We start from the raw sequence: 1,382 nt of genomic DNA on the forward strand, positions 1-1,382 counted from the left end.
ACGTCGGCAACGTGACAGGCCGGGCACCGGAACCGGCGAAGAAGGCCAACCAGTCGACCTCCACCCCGTGCACGAACACCCTCGACAGAGCCGCCACCACGGTGTCCGTCTCGGACCTGTCCTTGCGGAGCATCGAGACGAACAGCGCGTCCTCGTCATCGGAGACCACGGACTGAGCCAAGGCGGTCAGCGTCGCGTCCGGGCCGATCTCCATGAATCGGGTGACCCCGTTCCCGGCCAGCCACTCGATTCCGTCGGCGAACCGCACCGCCTCCCGGACGTGCCGCACCCAGTACTCCGGTGACTCCAACTCCCCTGCCGCGGCGAGCTGCCCGGTCACGTTCGACACGACCGGCATACGAGGCGGCGCATAGCTCACGCTCTCCGCCACCGCGCGGAACTCGTCCAGCATGGGCTCCATCAGCGGTGAGTGGAACGCGTGACTGACACGAAGGCGGGAAGTGCGACGGCCCGACGCGGACAACTCCCCCGCCACCGCAGCGACAACCTCCTCCACCCCCGAGATCACCACCGACCGCGGCCCGTTCACCGCCGCGACCGACACCTCCGCCTCCCTGCCCACAAGCAGCGGAGTGACCTCGTCCTCGGTCGCCTCCACCGCGAACATCGCACCACCAGCAGGCAGTTGCTGCATCAGACGACCACGCGCCGACACCAGACGGCACGCATCCTCCAACGACAACACACCCGCCACATGAGCAGCCGCCAACTCGCCGATCGAGTGACCCACCACGAAGTCCGGACGCACACCCCACGACTCCACCAACCGGAACAACGCCACCTCGAACGCGAACAACGCCGGCTGCGCCCACTCCGTCCGGTTCAACACCTCCGCATCCGCATCCGCGCCGCCGAAGACCACCTCCCTCACCGGACGTTCCAGCTCCCCGTCCAGATACGCGCACACCATGTCGAAGGCCTCGGCGAACACCGGGAAGATGTCGTAGAGTTCGCGCCCCATCCCCAGCCGCTGCGCACCCTGGCCCGAGAACAGGAAGGCAAGCTTCCCGTCGTCGACTGCTGAACCCGTCAGCGCGAAAAGCTTTGTTCGGCCATCTGCCAAGTCCCTTAGGTGTGCGATGAGTTCTTGGCGATCGTGGCCGAGTACCACCGCCCGCTGCTCGAACGCGGAACGGCTTACGGCCAAGGACAGCGCCACGTCGGCGGAGTCGAGACCGGGCTGCGCCTCGATGTGCGCGAGCAAGCGGGTGGCCTGGTCGCGGAGGGCTTCTGCGCCCTGTCCCGATACCACCCACGGGATCACGGGCAGCGGCCGTAAGACCTCCGTGGCGGCTTCCTCGACGGCCGGCTCCGGCGCCTGCTCCAACACCACATGCGCGTTCGTCCCGCTCAAACCGAAC

The 1,382-nt window shown here is 67.6% G+C and carries 1 protein-coding gene; it reads right to left on the bottom strand.

Annotated elements, in window-relative coordinates; genetic code table 11:
• On the bottom strand, positions 1-1,382 hold a 1,382-nt coding region (locus EF387_RS46430), incomplete at both ends, for an acyltransferase domain-containing protein (RefSeq protein WP_128382582.1).

The sequence above is a fragment of the Streptomyces cavernae genome, assembly GCF_004023625.1.
In the GTDB taxonomy this organism is placed as follows: Bacteria; Actinomycetota; Actinomycetes; order Streptomycetales; family Streptomycetaceae; genus Streptomyces; species Streptomyces cavernae.